General features: G+C 63.1%; 16 protein-coding genes. 2 read left to right on the top strand and 14 right to left on the bottom strand.

Annotation, left to right across the window (positions count from 1 at the left end; genetic code table 11):
* Positions 1-44: 44 nt before the first annotated feature.
* On the top strand, positions 45-1,115 hold the full coding sequence (locus ACFSOZ_RS05650; RefSeq protein WP_379094549.1) for a TraB/GumN family protein: 1,071 nt from the start codon (positions 45-47) through the stop codon (positions 1,113-1,115).
* Between the two features lie 11 nt (positions 1,116-1,126).
* On the opposite strand, the gene ACFSOZ_RS05645 is transcribed toward ACFSOZ_RS05650, so the two are convergent.
* The 13 genes from ACFSOZ_RS05645 to mdh all read right to left on the bottom strand — a co-directional run bounded on the left by ACFSOZ_RS05645 (position 1,127) and on the right by mdh (position 14,197).
* Positions 1,127-1,594: a DUF2867 domain-containing protein gene (locus tag ACFSOZ_RS05645; protein ID WP_379094547.1), complete on the bottom strand. Its 468-nt coding sequence runs from the start codon at positions 1,592-1,594 to the stop codon at positions 1,127-1,129.
* Between the two features lie 297 nt (positions 1,595-1,891).
* Positions 1,892-2,275 carry a hypothetical protein gene (locus ACFSOZ_RS05640; protein ID WP_379094544.1) on the bottom strand — a complete coding sequence of 128 codons (384 nt, stop codon included), beginning with the start codon at positions 2,273-2,275 and terminating at the stop codon, positions 1,892-1,894.
* A 72-nt stretch (positions 2,276-2,347) separates the two neighbouring features.
* Positions 2,348-3,754 carry a dihydrolipoyl dehydrogenase gene (lpdA, locus tag ACFSOZ_RS05635; protein ID WP_379094541.1) on the bottom strand — a complete coding sequence of 469 codons (1,407 nt, stop codon included), beginning with the start codon at positions 3,752-3,754 and terminating at the stop codon, positions 2,348-2,350.
* 24 nt (positions 3,755-3,778) lie between these two features.
* The gene (locus tag ACFSOZ_RS05630; RefSeq protein WP_379094539.1) at positions 3,779-4,528 is read right to left on the bottom strand and encodes an SDR family oxidoreductase; all 750 of its coding nucleotides are present in this window, start codon (positions 4,526-4,528) and stop codon (positions 3,779-3,781) included.
* The gene (locus ACFSOZ_RS05625) at positions 4,525-5,025 is read right to left on the bottom strand and encodes a hypothetical protein (protein WP_379094537.1); all 501 of its coding nucleotides are present in this window, start codon (positions 5,023-5,025) and stop codon (positions 4,525-4,527) included. Before ACFSOZ_RS05625 ends, ACFSOZ_RS05630 begins: the two co-directional genes overlap by 4 nt.
* A gap of 58 nt (positions 5,026-5,083) precedes the next feature.
* A complete protein-coding gene (locus tag ACFSOZ_RS05620; RefSeq protein ID WP_379094535.1) occupies positions 5,084-5,740 on the bottom strand; it encodes a DUF4241 domain-containing protein in 657 nt (218 codons plus the stop codon).
* Between the two features lie 16 nt (positions 5,741-5,756).
* Positions 5,757-7,043: a 2-oxoglutarate dehydrogenase complex dihydrolipoyllysine-residue succinyltransferase gene (gene odhB, locus ACFSOZ_RS05615; protein WP_379094533.1), complete on the bottom strand. Its 1,287-nt coding sequence runs from the start codon at positions 7,041-7,043 to the stop codon at positions 5,757-5,759.
* A 49-nt stretch (positions 7,044-7,092) separates the two neighbouring features.
* On the bottom strand, positions 7,093-10,080 hold the full coding sequence (locus ACFSOZ_RS05610) for a 2-oxoglutarate dehydrogenase E1 component (RefSeq protein ID WP_379094531.1): 2,988 nt from the start codon (positions 10,078-10,080) through the stop codon (positions 7,093-7,095).
* Between the two features lie 131 nt (positions 10,081-10,211).
* A complete protein-coding gene (gene sucD / locus ACFSOZ_RS05605) occupies positions 10,212-11,114 on the bottom strand; it encodes a succinate--CoA ligase subunit alpha (RefSeq protein WP_379094529.1) in 903 nt (300 codons plus the stop codon).
* A 13-nt stretch (positions 11,115-11,127) separates the two neighbouring features.
* A complete protein-coding gene (locus tag ACFSOZ_RS05600; RefSeq protein ID WP_379094527.1) occupies positions 11,128-11,625 on the bottom strand; it encodes a DUF1579 family protein in 498 nt (165 codons plus the stop codon).
* 2 nt (positions 11,626-11,627) lie between these two features.
* Complete coding sequence (locus ACFSOZ_RS05595) at positions 11,628-11,999, bottom strand: cupin domain-containing protein (protein WP_379094525.1); 372 nt, start codon at positions 11,997-11,999, stop codon at positions 11,628-11,630.
* A gap of 4 nt (positions 12,000-12,003) precedes the next feature.
* Complete coding sequence (gene sucC / locus ACFSOZ_RS05590; RefSeq protein ID WP_379094523.1) at positions 12,004-13,197, bottom strand: ADP-forming succinate--CoA ligase subunit beta; 1,194 nt, start codon at positions 13,195-13,197, stop codon at positions 12,004-12,006.
* 31 nt (positions 13,198-13,228) lie between these two features.
* On the bottom strand, positions 13,229-14,197 hold the full coding sequence (gene mdh, locus ACFSOZ_RS05585) for a malate dehydrogenase (RefSeq protein ID WP_379094521.1): 969 nt from the start codon (positions 14,195-14,197) through the stop codon (positions 13,229-13,231).
* A 216-nt stretch (positions 14,198-14,413) separates the two neighbouring features.
* Here mdh and ACFSOZ_RS05580 point away from each other — a divergent pair, with 216 nt between their 5' ends.
* Positions 14,414-14,842, top strand: coding sequence for a GNAT family N-acetyltransferase (locus ACFSOZ_RS05580; protein ID WP_379094519.1), 429 nt, complete (start codon positions 14,414-14,416; stop codon positions 14,840-14,842).
* A gap of 95 nt (positions 14,843-14,937) precedes the next feature.
* Here ACFSOZ_RS05580 and zapE read toward each other — a convergent pair whose 3' ends face one another.
* Complete coding sequence (gene zapE / locus ACFSOZ_RS05575) at positions 14,938-16,134, bottom strand: cell division protein ZapE (protein ID WP_379094517.1); 1,197 nt, start codon at positions 16,132-16,134, stop codon at positions 14,938-14,940.
* Between the last annotated feature and the right edge of the window lie 8 nt (positions 16,135-16,142).

Raw genomic sequence — 16,142 nt, 5'->3', positions numbered from 1 at the left:
GCCGGTTAACCGTTTTGCCGCTTTTTGCGTCTAGGAACGGTGTCATGAAACGCGTCATCGCCATCGCCGACCGGGCAGCTTCCATATCGCTGAAGCTGCTTGTCGCGCTCAATGTCCTGTTTTTCCTGTCGTTCCTCGCAGTCTTGCTGTTTGCCGCCGGCAGGGCGCATGCCGAAATCCCGACCTGCACCGGCGCCGACATGCTGTCCGCCTTGCAAACGAGCGATCCGGCTGTCTATCGGAAGATCGAAGCGGAAGCCGCCGCCACGCCGAACGGCAAGGGCCTGCTTTGGAAGCTGGAAAAGCCGGGCGAAGAACCGTCCTTCCTGTTTGGCACCATGCACATGACCGACCCGCGCGTCACCACGCTGCCGCCGGCCGCGCAGAAGGCCTATGACGCCGCCGCCACCATCGTCATCGAAACCACCGACGTGCTCGACAAGCAGCAGATGATGGCGGCGATGCTCAAGGAGCCGGACCTGATGATGTTCACCGACTCTACGACGCTGTCGTCATTGCTGTCGCCGAACGATGCGGCGGCCATGAATGCCGCACTTGACGCGCGCGGCATCCCGCCGGCAACCGTTGCCAAGATGAAGCCGTGGATGCTCTCGGCCATGATGGCGCTTCCGCCTTGCGAACTGGCCCGCCAGTCCGGCGGCGCACCGGTGCTCGACGTCAAGCTGGCGGAGGGTGCCAAGGCTGCTGGAAAGCCGGTGGAAGGCCTGGAAACGGCTGCCAGCCAGCTGCGCGCCATGGCCTCGCTGCCGCTCGCCTTTCACATGAAGGGCCTGGTCGACACGCTGAAGCTGGGCGACAAGGTCAACGACATCAACGAAACCATGATCGTTCTCTACCAGCGCGGCGACACCGGCATGTTCTGGCCGCTGTTCCGCGCGGCCATGCCGGACCAGCAGGACGACCCCGCGGGTTATGCGGCGTTCGAGGAAACCATGATCACCAGCCGCAACAAGGTGATGGTCGAGCATGCCGAGCCGATCCTTGCCAGGGGCAATGCGTTCATGGCGGTCGGCGCCCTCCACCTTCCCGGCCCCGAAGGCCTGGTCGAGGATTTCCGCAAGGCCGGTTATACCGTCACGGCCATGGGGCTTTAGCTTTTACTTGATCAAGATCTGAGCCAGCATCGCCGGGACGATGATCCGTGAAACGGCTTGACGATCGCGAGATAGGCCCGTCCGAGCCAATTGTGCGTTTTGACGACCGTCGACGCAGCCACCTCCTGCCGGCCCATGCCAAGCTCCCTGACTTCGACCAGGACGCGGAAATCGAGATGCCGGTCGTCCAGGCCAAGGACGACCTTGCCGGGAACCTGGCTGATCAGCGGAAATATCCCGATCCTGCCGTCCGGCAACACAGCAGGTTCCAGGCCCGTCTTCAGTCGAAATGGCCTGACTGCAAGGTTGCGCAGCGCCATAAGCCTGCCGACCCATCGCGGCGTCCGCCCCAAGGCGCGCTCGGCCGCGCTGATTGCGGTCAACGCAAGACCTTCGGTGATCAGCGCGTAGCGGTCGGCGAACTGGGCTCCGGCAAGAGCGTTGTGGGGATTCGGGACAATCTGTGCTGTGGTGTTCATCACGGCAAAATCCTCTGAACCGACCATAGCAAACACAAACGCGCCGCGTCGCGTGGCGAAACGCCGCCAGTCCCGGCCCGCAAAGGGCGGATTGCCCTTGTTTTTGGCGTTTTCCAACCCTAGCGTGAAACCTGTTCAACGATTGCGCGTTGAGTCGTGTTGATTGATATTTTTCATCCACGGAGGACACTTTTATGGCGAACACACCGAATCCAAACGATCCGTTCAATTCAGCCACCACCCCCCCACCGCCACGCGGCGGCGGCGGTAGCACCTGGCTGATTGCGCTGGTCGTCGTTATTCTGGCGGTTGTCGCGTATTATGTTTTCGGAAGAAGCGGCGGTGAGCATCCGGCACCCGCCGAGGCGCCAGCGGCCAGCACACCGGCGCCTGCGCCGGCTCCTGCAGAACCGATGAAGCCAGCCGAACCCGCTCCGGCTGCACCCGCTCCGGCAGCGCCTGCCCCTGCAGAACCTGCTCCGGCTCCCGCGCCGGCTCCAGCGCCCGCACCGGCTCCTGCCGCACCGGCCAACTGATCGGCTCGATATCAATACGAACGGCCCGCTTTTCAGCGGGCCGTTTTGCTTTGGGTGTTGCCTGAAAGGCCTTTCCAGAAACTCGCTCGGGTGAGTCAGCTGGTGTGGTTTTCGGGTTGCCGCAGGCGACGAGCGCAGCAGACATTTGGGTCCGTGACCACCGGAAGCGGGGAAAACCACGCCAGATGGCCGCCGGAGTAGAGTTTATGAAAGGCCTTTAGATGTGGATCGGCTTGAAGAAGGTGGCCAGCGCCGCCTCCTTGACCGCCTCCGACATCGTCGGATGCGCGTGGCAGGTGCGGGCGAGATCTTCCGAGGAACCGCCAAATTCCATCAGCACCGCCGCCTCGTGGATCATCTCGCCGGCGCCGAAGCCGACAATATGAACGCCGAGCACGCGGTCGCTCGCCTTGTCGGCGAGGATCTTGACGAAGCCGTCGGTGTGCAGCATGGCGCGCGCCCGGCCATTGGCGCTGAATGGGAACTTTCCCGCCTTGTACTCGATGCCGGCCTTCTTCAGCTCCTCCTCTGTCTTGCCGACCGAGGCGATTTCCGGGCTGGTGTAGACGACGCTCGGAATGACGTCATAGTTCACGTGGCCGGCCTGGCCGGCAATGGTTTCCGCCACCGCCACGCCCTCGTCCTCGGCCTTGTGCGCCAGCATCGGCCCGGCGATGACATCGCCGATGGCGTAGATGCCGGGCACGTTGGTCTTGAGATGGCCATCGGTCTTCACCCGGCCACGCTCGTCGACCTCGACGCCGGCCTCCTTCAGCCCGAGACTGTCGGCATAGGCGCGCCGCCCGGTGGCGATCAGCACCGCGTCCGCCTCGATGGTCTCGGCGGCGCCGCCCTTGACCGGCTCGAAGGTGACGGTCGCGCCTTTCTTGGCCTTGGCGACGCCGGTGACCTTGGCACCAAGCTTGAACTCGAAACCCTGTTTCGACAGCAGCCGCTGGAACTGTTTGGAGACCTCGCCGTCCATGCCGCCGAGGATGGTGTCGAGGAATTCGACGACGGTAACCTTGGCGCCGAGCCGCGCCCAGACAGAGCCGAGCTCAAGGCCGATGACACCGCCGCCGACCACCACCAGATGGCCAGGCACTTTCTCCAGTGACAGCGCGCCGGTTGACGACACGATGACCTTCTCGTCGATGTCGACCTTGACGCCGGGAATGCCGGCAACGTCCGAGCCGGTGGCGATGACGATGTTTTTGGTCTCGATCTCCTCGACCTTGCCGTCTTCGCCGGTCACCGACACCTTGCCCGCCGCGATCACCTTGCCGGTGCCGCGAAAGCTATCGATCTTGTTCTTCTTGAACAGGAAGGCGACGCCGTTGACGTTCGACGACACCGTCGCATCCTTGTGCGCCATCATCTTCTTCAGGTTCAATTTCGGCGCTGGTATCTCGACGCCGAGCGTGTCGAAAGAATGGCCGGCCTCGGCAAACATCTCGGACGCGTAAAGCAGCGCCTTGGACGGGATGCAGCCGATGTTGAGGCAGGTGCCGCCGAAGGTCGCGTTCTTCTCGACCACCGCCGTCTTCAGGCCGAGCTGCGCCGCCTTGATGGCGCAGACATAGCCGCCCGGCCCCGATCCGATGATAACGACGTCATAAGCCATGATACTGTCCTTCTTCACTGGGGCTCAGCGGCCGCCGCTTACATTCAGGATGGCGCCTGTCGTATAGGACGCCGCGTCGGATAGAAGATAGAGAACCGCGCCGGCGACTTCATCAGCCGTGCCGGCTCTTTTCATCGGCAGCATATCCCGGAACCGCTCCACCCGGTCCGGCTGTCCGCCGGAGGCATGGATATCCGTGTCGATGATGCCCGGCCGCACCGCATTGACGCGGATGCCTTCCATCGCCACTTCACGGGCGAGCCCGATGGTGAACGTGTCGATGGCGCCCTTGGAGGCGGCATAGTCGACATATTCGCCTGGCGAACCCAATGTCGCTGCGGCCGACGAGATGTTGACGATCGATCCGCCCTTGCCGCCATGGCGGGTCGACATGCGCTTGACCGCCTCGCGGGCGCAGAGAAAGGAACCCACGACATTGATGCGCATCATGCGCTCCAACCGCGAAACGTCCATCTCGTCGACGCGTGCCTTGACGTCGACGATGCCGGCGTTGTTGACCAAGGCATCGAGCCGGCCATAGGCGCGGTCGACGGCGCCGAACATGGCAACGATATCGGCCTCAACGCCGACATCGCCCTTGACGGCAAAGGCTTCGCCGCCGCCGGCCTGGATCTCGGCGACCAGCGCATCGGCGGCGTCCTGATTCGCAGTGTAATTGACCGCGACGCGGTAGCCGGCCTTCGAGCCGAGCCGGCAGATCGCGGCGCCGATGCCGCGGCTGCCGCCGGTGACCAGCAGCACCTTCCCGCTCATTCCTGGCATCCCTTCAAGGCAAACACATCCCACGGCACTTTCGAAAATCCGCTGCCGCCATAGGCCGTCGACTGGCGCAACCACGGACCAAGATCCGGCAGGATCAGCGTCTTCGGCGCGTCGACGCCTTCGGCCGGCAGCAGCCCGATGCTGCCCTTGTCATCCGACGTGTAGATAACACCGTGCCAGGACGTGCAGGCGGCAAGCTCCTCGCCGGTGACGTCGCCCTCCGGGCATTTATACATCAGCGCGCCGTTCGGCCGCGATATGCCTTCGTTCCACATGACGATGCCATTCAGCACCACATTGTTGTCGAGGATCATCCGGAACGAGTTGGTGACGGTCGCCGAGCTGCCGGTCGGGGTAAAATCGATCTCGCTGCCGCTCTGGGTCTCGCCATAAACGGCAAGCTCGATCGGGCAGGCGGCATAGGCACTAGAATTCGCCGCTGTGAGAGCGGCCAAAAATCCGATTATGGGCGTAGTGACGTTTGTCATCAGTTCGCCTGGTTGCTTTCTCGGCCGTCCGCGTTTTCGAGCACTTCGAAGTCGGTCATCAGGAGAAGTGGTACGCCGGCCGCATCCAATCCCCAGAAGGACCGATACGCGCGTCGCCGAAGCCAGTGTCGAACATGGCGACATTGAGCGGATTCCCATCGATCGGATCATCCATGCCAAACCTGTCGAGAGAACACGCAACGTCAGCAAGATAGTCGTCAAATTCTTCCGGGTCGGTCATTACCGTCAGAACCGACTTGTCCATGAACGACGCAACCGCGTCATCGACGATAAATTCAAAAAATTCAGACTTATAGACCGGTGGGCGACCGCTAGCGAAGGTGGCCAATTCCCAGCGCGCCGGCAAGCCGGAGCCAAACCGCAAGACCGCCGCGGCAACACGGCCTTGCGCCTCAAGCACGGTGACCGGGTAGCGTCCCGGTCTGACCTTCCGGCTAAACGCAGGCCGCCCTAACCCGGTAATCAGTGGATCGCAGGCGATGATTTCGCCTGTCGGTAGCTCAAGCTCACCGATCGTAGTGATTGTGATCTTCCGCTCCGCCATCTCGGCTTCGCTTAAGGCGAAGACGCCGAGATTGCTGCTAACCTCGGAGGCGTCCCAATCGGCGGGCGAAGCGACCAGAGGCAAATCGGAGAAAAGCCAGACGAATCCGCGCCGAAACAATCGGCGTACGGTATCTGGCCAGCCGCTCATTGCGGATCAGCTCCACTCACAGATCGAGCACCAGCCGTTCCGGATCCTCCAGGCTTTCCTTGACGCGCACCAGGAAGGTCACCGCTTCCTTGCCGTCGACGATGCGGTGATCGTAGCTGAGTGCCAGGTACATCATCGGCCTGATCACGATCTGGCCGCCGACCACGACCGGCCGGTCCTGGATCTTGTGCATGCCCAAAATGCCCGACTGCGGCGCGTTGAGGATCGGCGTCGACATCAGCGAGCCGTAAACGCCACCGTTGGAAATCGTAAACGTGCCGCCCTGCATGTCGGCGACCGACAGCTTGCCGTCGCGCGCCGCGATGCCCAGCCGGCCGATTTCCTTCTCGATCTCGGCGATCGACATCTGGTCGGCATTGCGCACGACCGGCACGACGAGGCCCTTTTCGGTGCCGACGGCGACGCCGATATGGGCGTAGTTCTTGAAGATGATGTCGGTGGCGTCGATCTCAGCGTTGACCGAGGGAATTTCCTTCAGCGCGTGGGTGACGGCCTTGGTGAAGAAGCCCATGAAGCCGAGCTTCACGCCGTGCTTCTTCTCGAACACGTCCTTGTACTTGGTCCTCAGCGCCATCACCGCGCTCATGTCCACCTCGTTGAAAGTGGTCAGCATGGCGGCTGTCGACTGCGCTTCCTTGAGGCGGCGCGCGATGGTCTGGCGCAATTTGGTCATGCGCACGCGCTCCTCGCGCGATGCATCGTCGCCCGAGGACGGCGCCCGCACCGCAACCGGCGCAGGGGCCGGCGCTGCCTTCGGCGTCTCGGCCGGCTGCGACGGCGCGCCCTTGGAGATGGCGTCGAGCACGTCGCCTTTCAGCACCTGGCCGCGCTTGCCCGAGCCGGAGAGCTGGTCGACCGCCAGATTGTTCTCGGCGATCAGTTTTGCCGCGGCCGGGGCCGGCGGCATGGAGCGCGGCTCGACCGCGCCGGCGTCGCCGGCGATCTTGGCGGTTTCAGCCGCCGCCTGCTTGCCGGTCGATGCCGCGTCCGGCGACGAGGCCTGCGACACCGCCTGTGGCTTGGTCGCCGGAGCCGCAGCCGCGCCACCCGCCGTAATCGAACCCAGCAGCGCGCCAACGCCGACCGTTTCACCTTCCTTGACGGTGATCTCGCCCAGCGTGCCGGCGGCGGCGGCAGGCACTTCCACCGTCACCTTGTCGGTCTCGAGCTCGAGCAGCGGTTCATCGGCGGCGATGGTATCGCCGACCTTCTTGAACCATTTGCCGACGGTCGCTTCGGTGACGGATTCGCCGAGAGTGGGAACGCGGATTTCGGTAGCCATTGTGCCTGTCCGTTTCTTTCGGTTCTGTTTTATTCGCCCCGGATCTGTTCTATTCACCGAGCGCGTCTTCGAGCAAGGCGGCGAGCTGGGCGAGGTGCTTCGACATCAGTCCGGTCGCCGGCGAGGCGGCCGCCGGGCGGCCGGTGTAGCGCACCCGCTGATGCTTGGCGTCGATATGCGCCAGCACCCATTCCAGATACGGGTCGATGAACGACCAGGCGCCCATGTTCTTGGGCTCCTCCTGGCACCACACCATCTCGGCGTTGCGGAATCGCGACAGCTCGGTGATCAGCGCCTTGGCCGGGAACGGATACAGCTGTTCGACGCGCAGCAGATAGATGTCGTTGATGCCGCGCTTCTCGCGCTCTTCGTAGAGGTCGTAATAGACCTTGCCCGAGCACAGCACGACGCGGCGGATCTTCGAATCCTTGGTGAGCTTGATCGCCTGGTTGGGCAGCAGCTGGGCATCATCCCACAGCAGACGGTGGAACGAGCTTTCGCCGGAAATTTCCGGCAGCGTCGACACCGCCCGCTTGTGGCGCAGCAGCGACTTCGGCGTCATCAGGATCAGCGGCTTGCGGAAGTCCCGCTTCAGCTGCCGGCGCAGGATGTGGAAGTAGTTGGCCGGCGTCGTGCAGTTCGCCACTTGCATGTTGTCTTCGGCGCAAAGCTGCAGGAAGCGCTCGAGCCGGGCCGAGGAATGTTCCGGGCCCTGGCCTTCATAGCCATGCGGCAAGAGACACACGAGGCCCGACATTCTGAGCCACTTGCGCTCGCCCGATGAGATGAACTGGTCGAACACCACCTGGGCGCCGTTGGCGAAGTCGCCGAACTGCGCTTCCCACAAAGTCAGCGCCTTCGGCTCGGCCAGGCTGTAGCCATATTCGAAGCCCAGCACCGCCTCTTCCGACAGCATCGAGTTGATGACTTCGTAGCCGGCCTGTGCCGCCGACAGGTTGTTGAGCGGGATATAGCGGGTCTCGTCACGCTGGTCGTAGAGCACGGAATGGCGCTGCGAGAAGGTGCCGCGTTCGGAATCCTGCCCCGAGAGGCGGATCGGATTGCCGTCGAGCAGGATGGCGCCGAAGGCCAGCGCCTCGGCCGTCGACCAGTCGATGCCTTCGCCGGATTCGATCGCCTGGCGGCGGTTCTCGAGGAAGCGGATGATCGTCTTGTGCGCCTCGAAATCCTTCGGCACCTCGGTCAGCTTCTTGCCGATTTCCTTCAGCGTCCTGACCGGCACGGCGGTCTTGCCGCGCCGTTGTTCGTCCTGGTTGTCGGCGGTGCGCAGGCCCGACCAGGCGCCGTCGAGCCAGTCAGCCTTGTTGGGCTTGTAGTGCTGGCCGACCTCCCACTCGGATTCGAGATGCGCCCGCCAGTCGGCCTTCAGCTGGTCGAATTCGGCCTGGGTGATGTGGCCTTCGGCAATCAGCCGGTCGGCATAGATCTGCACCGTCGTCTTGTGGGTGCGGATGTTGCGGTACATGATCGGCTGAGTGAAGGCCGGCTCGTCGCCCTCATTGTGGCCGAAGCGGCGGTAGCAGAACATGTCGACCACAACGGGCTTGTGGAACTTCATGCGGAATTCGATCGCCACCTTGGTGGCATGCACCACCGCTTCCGGGTCGTCGCCATTGACGTGGAAGATCGGCGCCTCGATCATCTTGGCCACGTCAGACGGATAGGGCGACGAGCGCGAGAAGCGCGGATTGGTGGTGAAGCCGATCTGGTTGTTGATGATGAAATGCAGCGTGCCGGCGACGCGGTGGCCGCGCAGGCCGGACAGGCCGAGGATTTCGGCGATCACGCCCTGGCCGGCGAAGGCGGCATCGCCGTGCAGCAGCAGCGGCAGCACCTTGGCACGCTCTTCCAGCGGCACGATCTCCTCGCGGCTGCGGCCGAACAGGTAATCCTGCTTGGCGCGCGCCTTGCCCATCACCACCGGGTCGACGATTTCCAGATGCGAGGGATTGGCGGTCAAGGACAAGTGTACCTTGTTGCCGTCGAACTCGCGGTCCGACGAGGCGCCGAGATGGTACTTGACGTCGCCCGAGCCCTCGACCTCGTCCGGTGCGGCGGAACCACCCTTGAACTCGTGGAAGATGGCGCGGTGCGGCTTGGCCATCACCTGGGAGAGCACGTTCAGCCGGCCGCGATGCGCCATGCCGAGCACGATCTCCTTCATGCCGAGCTGGCCGCCGCGCTTGACGATCTGCTCCAGCGCCGGGATCAGTGCTTCGCTGCCATCGAGGCCGAAGCGCTTGGTGCCCTTGTACTTGACGTCGATGAACTGCTCGAAGCCTTCCGCCTCGACCAGCTTCTGCAGGATCGCCTTCTTGCCGGTGGCGGTGAAGGTGATCTCCTTGTCGGCGCCCTCGATGCGCGCCTGGATCCAGGCCTTTTCCTCAGGATCGGAAATATGCATGAACTCGACGCCGAGCGTCGAGCAATAGGTGCGGGTCAGGATTTCCAGCATCTGCCGGATGGTGCCGAATTCGAGCCCGAGCACATTGTCGAGGAAGATCGGCCGGTCGTAGTCGGCGGCGGTGAAGCCGTAATTCTCCGGCGACAATTCATTGTAGTCCTCGAGCGGCTTGGCGATGCCAAGCGGGTCGAGATTGGCGTGCAGATGGCCGCGCATGCGGTAGGCGCGGATCATCATGATGGCGCGCACCGAATCGCGCGTCGCCTGGTGCACGTCGGCATCGGAAAGCGCGACACCGTTGACGACGGCCTTGTCCTTGACCTTCTTTTCGATGTGCTTCTCGACGATGCCCCAGTTGCCGTCGAGCGCCGACACCAGTTCGCCATTGGCCTGCAGCGGCCAGGAGGGCTTTGCCCAGGAGGCGCCCTTGGCATTCTTGCGCACATCCCCTGAATCGTCCTTCAGCCCGGCGAAGAACTCCTGCCATTCGGGATTGACCGACGCTGGATCGTCCTCATAGGCGGCGTAGAGCGCGTCGATATAGTCAGCGTTGCCGCCATAGAGGAATGAGGTGAGCGAAAATTGGTCGTTGGCCTGATCTTGTCTTGCCATTTTCTCTGCGGAGCCTGGCTCCGTCTCCTTACGTTTGGAGGGGATTAGGGCAGTAAGGCAATAGGGCAGTAGGCAATTCGCCTATTGTCCTGTTTTTCCCTACTGCCATACTGCCCTACTCCCTTACTGCCTTAGCCCTTGATCGCCTCGACCAGCGTCGTGCCGAGCCGAGCCGGCGACGGCGAAACTTTTATCCCGGCCGATTCCATCGCCGCGATCTTGTCCTCGGCGCCGCCCTTGCCGCCGGAGATAACCGCGCCCGCATGACCCATGGTGCGGCCGGCCGGCGCCGTGCGCCCGGCGATGAAGCCGGCCATCGGCTTCTTGCGGCCACGCTTGGCTTCGTCCTTGAGGAACTGCGCGGCGTCTTCCTCGGCCGAACCGCCGATCTCGCCGATCATGATGATCGACTTGGTCTCGTCATCGGCGAGGAACATCTCGAGCACGTCGATGAATTCGGTGCCCTTGACGGGGTCGCCGCCAATGCCGACGGCGGTGGTCTGGCCGAGGCCGACATTGGTGGTCTGGAACACAGCCTCATAGGTAAGCGTTCCCGAGCGCGAAACAACGCCGACCGAACCCTTGCGGAAGATGTTTCCCGGCATGATGCCGATCTTGCATTCGTTGGGGGTGAGCACGCCCGGGCAGTTCGGCCCGATCAGCCGCGAGGTCGAACGGTCGAGCCGTGCCTTGACCTTGATCATGTCCATCACAGGTATGCCTTCGGTGATGCAGATGATCAGCGGGATCTCGGCCTCGATCGCTTCCAGGATGGCTTCGGCGGCACCCGCCGGCGGCACATAGACGACGGAGGCGTTGGCACCGGTCTTTTCCTTGCCCTCGGCGACGGTGGCGAAAATCGGCAGGCTTTCGCCCTTCGCGCCGGTCCAGGTCTCGCCACCCTTCTTGGGATGGATACCGCCGACCATTTTTGTCCCGTGATAGGCCAACGCCTGTTCGGTATGGAACGTGCCGGTCTTGCCGGTCAGGCCCTGCACCAGCACCTTGGTGTTCTTGTCGACGAGAATGGACATGGTGGCCCTTTTCTTAGAAATCGTTGATCGAGGAAGGTGAGACTCGGCAGTAGACGCCGCTCACCATGTCTTGCCAGATGTCGCTGCCAGCCGGCTGGAACTCCAGCCGCATGCGATAATTGATGTCTGTATCGATAGTGTAGGTGACGCGGCCCGATCCGCGAGGCGACGAGCGGACAAGCACCAGGTCGCGGCCGTTCCAACTGCCCGTTGCGGGTGCAGTCGGCACAAAGCCCATCGAATCGAACTGATGCATGGTTACGGCGCTGGTTTGTTGGTCGAAGCCGAATACGCTGTGCGCGCCGAACGAAACCGTTCCGTCGCGGCGCTGGCGATAGCGCTGCACCACGAACAGGCCGCCAAATTCAGCCACGGCAACCGCTTCGGCCGTCGCTGTGCCGGCATCGGTCCATTGCGTGGCCGCCACCTGTTCTTCGCCACGCCACGTGCCGACCAGCGCCTGCAGGCGCTGGTGATCGGCCGAGAGCGAAGAGAAGGAGGCTGCGGTCATGATCAGAGCCGCTTCAGATCGGCGACGGTGAGGTCGCTCTTGGCGTTGCCGGTGTTGAGCGTCGTCGCCGGCTCGAACATCAGTACGACGGGCTGTTCGCTCAGCGAGCGCGGGCGGTGTTCGACGGCGCGCGGCACGACGATGAACTCGCCGCTGGCAAGCTCCACCGTGCCGTCGCGAAAATCGATGGCGATGCGGCCGCGCAGCACCAGGAAAGCCTCATCCTCGTTCTCATGCGCGTGCCAGTCGAAGACATCGCCGAACTTGGCGATCTTGACCTGGGATTCGTTGACGTCGCCGGCGATATGCGGATCGAAGACCTTCTTGATCTTTTGATCCGCCGCCTCGATGAGGTTTATCTTGTGCGGAGGCACCAGATCAGCCCTTCACCGCCGCCACGATCTTCTTGGCTGCGTCGTCGAGATCGTCGGCCGACACCACGTTGAGGCCGCTGTCGTTGATGATCTTCTTGCCGAGTTCGGCGTTGGTGCCTTCCAGACGCACCACCAGGGGCACTTCCAGGCCGACTTCCTTCACCGCGGCAATCACGCCCTCGGCAATGATGTCGCACTTCATGATGCCGCCGAAGATGTTGATCAGGATGCCCTTGACCGCCGGATCCTTGGTGATGATCTTGAACGCCGCCGTCACCTTCTCCTTCGACGCGCCACCGCCGACATCGAGGAAGTTGGCGGGTTCGGCGCCATAGAGCTTGATAATGTCCATCGTCGCCATGGCGAGGCCGGCGCCGTTGACCATGCAGCCGATATTGCCGTCGAGCGCGACATAGGCGAGGTCGTATTTCGACGCCTCGATTTCCTTCTCGTCCTCTTCGGTGGTGTCGCGCAGTTCGAGCACGTCGGGATGGCGGAACAGCGCGTTGTTGTCGAATGACACCTTTGCGTCGAGCACGCGCAGCCGGCCGTTCTTCATGACGATCAGCGGGTTGACCTCCAGCAGGCTCATGTCCTTCTCGACAAAGGCCTTGTAGAGGATCGGGAACAGCGTATCGCCATCCCGGCCCGCGTCGCCGTCGAGCTTCAGCGCACCGTTGAGCGCCTTCAGATCGGCTGAGGTGACGCCCTTTTCCGGGTCGATAGCGACGGTGATGATCTTTTCCGGCGTGTCATGCGCGACCGCCTCGATGTCCATGCCGCCTTCGGTCGAGACGACGAAGGCAACGCGGCCGACCGAACGGTCGACCAGGATCGACAGATAGAGCTCGCGTTCGATGTCGGCGCCGTCCTCGATATAGAGACGGTTGACCTGCTTGCCGGCCGGACCGGTCTGCTTGGTCACCAGCGTATGCCCAAGCATCTCGTTGGCGTTGGCGATCACGTCGGCCACCGACTTCGCCAGCCGCACGCCACCCTTGGCGTCGGGGCCGAGTTCCTTGAACTTGCCCTTGCCGCGGCCGCCGGCATGGATCTGGCTCTTCACCACATAGAGCGGACCGGGCAGCGCCTTGGCCGCGGCTTCCGCCTCGCTCGCCTTGAACACCGGCACGCCTTCGGCCACCGGCGCGCCGAACGTCTTCAGCAGCGCCTTGCCCTGATACTCATGGATGTTCATCTTCGATATCTCCGGGTCGACTGCTGGGGGGTCACTTCGAGGCGAGGTGCGGCGCGATCTTGACGCAGGCCTCGGTCAGGCCCTGCACCGTCGCCACCGAACTGTCGAACATCTTCTGCTCGCTCTTGTTGAGGTCGATCTCGATGATGCGCTCGACACCGCCGGCGCCGATCACCACGGGAACGCCGACATAGGTGTTCTTGACGCCATACTGGCCGGAGAGATGCGCCGCGCACGGCAGCACGCGCTTCTTGTCCTTGAGATAGGCTTCCGCCATCGAGATCGCCGAGGCGGCCGGCGCGTAATAGGCCGAGCCGGTCTTGAGCAGGCCGACGATCTCGGCGCCACCGTCGCGGGTGCGCTGGACGATCTGGTCGAGCTTTTCCTTCGAGGTCCAGCCCATCTTGACGAGGTCGGGCAGCGGAATGCCGGCAACCGTCGAATAGCGGATCATCGGCACCATGGAATCGCCGTGGCCGCCGAGCACGAAGGCGGTGACGTCCTCGACCGAGACCTTGAACTCCTCGGCCAGGAAATAGCGGAAACGCGCGCTGTCGAGCACGCCGGCCATGCCCACGACATGGCTGTTGGGCAGGCCCGAGAACTTCTGCAGCGCCCACACCATGGCGTCGAGCGGGTTGGTGATGCAGATGACGAAGGCCTTCGGCGCGTATTTCTTCAGGCCGGCGCCGACCTGCTCCATGACCTTCAAATTGATGCCGAGCAAGTCGTCGCGGCTCATGCCCGGCTTGCGCGGCACGCCGGCGGTGACGATGCAGACGTCGGCGCCCTCGATGCCGGCATAGTCATTGATGCCGGTGAGGCGGCTGTCGAAGCCATCGACCGGCGACGACTGCGCGATATCAAGCCCCTTGCCCTGCGGAATACCCTCGGCGATATCGAACAGCACTACGTCGCCGAGATCCTTGAGGCCGATCATGTGGGCGAGCGTGCCGCCGATCATGCCAGAGCCGATGAGCGCTATCTTGTTGCGTGCCATGTCAGGATGTTTTCCCTTTGTCAGTGACGGCGCCATACGGCGTCGAGGAAGAGGCCGGAATGCTGCGAGGAAACCGCGGAATTTCGCCGCACCCAATAGCCCCAGCGCGAAATAAATTCAAACGATTATTTCGAAGCTAGCATTTTCAATCGGTTAGATAGATTGGGATTTACGTAAACGTCAAAGTTTATAAGCCGACTTGGGAGAATTTACACAATGAATATGGAAATCAGAAGGCTATCCCCCGGCGATGACGCCCTTGTGATGCAGGTCGCCGACGACGTCTTCGACGAACCGGTCAGGCCGGATCGGCTGGCAGCCTATCTCCGCGAACCCGGCCATTTCATGATCGTGGCGCTCGCCGATGGCCTGGTCGTCGGGCAATGCGCCGCGGTCGTCCATCGCCATCCCGACAAGGTCAGCGAACTCTATATCGACGAGGTCGGCGTCTCGCCCGCCTTCCGGCGCCAGGGGATCGCGCGGAAAATGCTCGACGCGATGTTCGCGATCGGCAGAGAGCATGGTTGCGGGGAAGCCTGGGTCGGAACCGAGCCGGACAATGTGGCTGCCCGCGCGCTTTATGAATCGCGCAGGGAGCCACATGCGCCGGCGGAGAGCTTCGTCATGTATGCGTATGAATTATAGGCGTCGGCGGGACAGCGCCCCCTTCTGTCCTGCCGGACATCTCCCACACGGGGGGAGATTGGCAGGTTCAGCGCTTCGCACATCCTGAAGACTATTTAGGCCTGCGCCTGTTGCGCCTCGGACACCTTCGGCTTCTGCCGCTCCGCCCAATCCTCCAGCCAGTCGCGGCTCTGCATCTCGATCAGGCGTGATGCGGTGCGTTCGAACTCGAAGACCTCGACGCCTCGCTTGGCCACGTAGAGCTGCGGCGGCGGAGCCTCGGCGCTGACCACCAGCCGCACATGATGGTCGTACAGCGTGTCGATCAAAAGGATGAAGCGCTTGGCCTCGTTGCGCTTGCCTTCGCCGAGCACCGGGATGTGATCGATGAAGACGGTCGAAAACCGCCCGGCAATCGCCAGGAAATCGCGGGCACCGAGCGGCTTTTCGCAGAGATCGGCGAAGGAAAACCGCGCCGCGTCACCGGCCGCACGCGGCACGACCACTTGCCGTCCCTTGAGGGTCAGCGAGGTCTCGGCCGTCGGTACGCCGCGCGTCATGGCCTGCCAGGCGTCATCCAACATCTGGTCGGCCGCCGCATCGGGTGGGGTGACATAGACCGGTGTGCGGGCGAGCTTTTCCAGCCGGTAGTCCTTGTCGGCGTCGAGCGACAGCACCTGCGCATGCCGTTCGAGGATGCCGATGAACGGCAGGAAAAGCTGGCGGTTCAGGCCGTCACCATAAAGATTTTCCGGCGCCACGTTCGAGGTGGCGACCAGCACCACGCCGCTGGCAAACAGCGCCGAAAACAGCCGCGACAGGATCATCGCGTCGGCAATGTCGGTGACCGAGAACTCATCGAAGCACAGCACCCAGGCCTGCTCCGCAAGCGCCTTGGCCACCGGCGGGATCGGATCGTCCTCCTTGACCGCACCGTCCTTGCGCGCCTGCCGGTGCTTCTGGATACGGTCCTGCACATCGGCCATGAAGTCGTTGAAATGGACGCGGCGTTTGCGCCGCACCGGCAGCAATTCGAAGAACATGTCCATCAGCATGGTCTTGCCGCGGCCGACGCCACCATGGATGTAGAGGCCTTTGACCGGCTCAAGCGTCTCGCGCCTGCGGGCGAACAGCCAGCCAAGCGCACTGGACTTGTGTGCCAGCCGCTTGGCCGAGATCTCGTCGGTCAGCCGGTCAAGCGCGGCGGCGATCCGCTCCTGCGCCGGATCGCGTTCGATCGCCCCGGTTTCCACCAGATGGTCATAGCGCTGCCTGACGGTCGCATGGGTCTGGAGGCCGTCACGCAGATGCATCGGTCACG

Source organism: Mesorhizobium newzealandense (genome assembly GCF_042682145.1).
Taxonomy (GTDB): domain Bacteria; phylum Pseudomonadota; class Alphaproteobacteria; order Rhizobiales; family Rhizobiaceae; genus Mesorhizobium; species Mesorhizobium newzealandense.
This window is presented reverse-complemented; position numbering and strand designations above follow the sequence as displayed.